This window comes from Mesorhizobium sp. M7A.F.Ca.CA.004.12.1.1 (assembly GCF_003997835.1).
Classification (GTDB): domain Bacteria; phylum Pseudomonadota; class Alphaproteobacteria; order Rhizobiales; family Rhizobiaceae; genus Mesorhizobium.
Genome location: NZ_RZRK01001522.1, coordinates 1 through 434, shown reverse-complemented (window position 1 = coordinate 434; position 434 = coordinate 1). Strand labels below are relative to the sequence as shown.

The window sequence follows — 434 nt, the reverse complement described above, 5'->3', positions numbered from 1 at the left end:
ATGCAAGCCGTTGTCCCAAAACCGCTGCACAATTTTGGGCGACTTGCATTTGCCGCGCCATTAACACAGTTGTTTTCGCCCCGCCACGTTTGCCACGCGAAATTTGCTGGCCGGATTGCGCCAGCCAGGCCCGCGGGTCGCTATTTCCTCGCCTTGCGACCTTTCAGCAGTGCCTCGGTAAGCGTGATTTCGGCAAACAGCGCCTGCGACGTATGGTCGTTGATCTCGCCGCTGCGAAACATGGCGCGCACGGCCTCGCGCTCGGCTTCGATGCCGGCAGATCTCAATTCGAGTTCCAGCCTTCCGGCTTCGCGCGCCTCAGCGCGGGCCTCATCGGCTTCGTCCGAGGCGGCGATGCGGCGCCGGTAGCCGGCGACAATGTTATCAGCAGCGGCAAGCCTGGCGCCGGGCACCTCGCCCCCCTCATCATCAGC

At 63.4% G+C, this 434-nt stretch carries 1 pseudogene; it reads right to left on the bottom strand.

Features of this window, described 5'->3' with window-relative positions:
* Positions 1 to 140: 140 nt before the first annotated feature.
* Positions 141 to 434: pseudogene (locus EN984_RS37360) on the bottom strand (Na+/H+ antiporter); the annotation flags it as partial.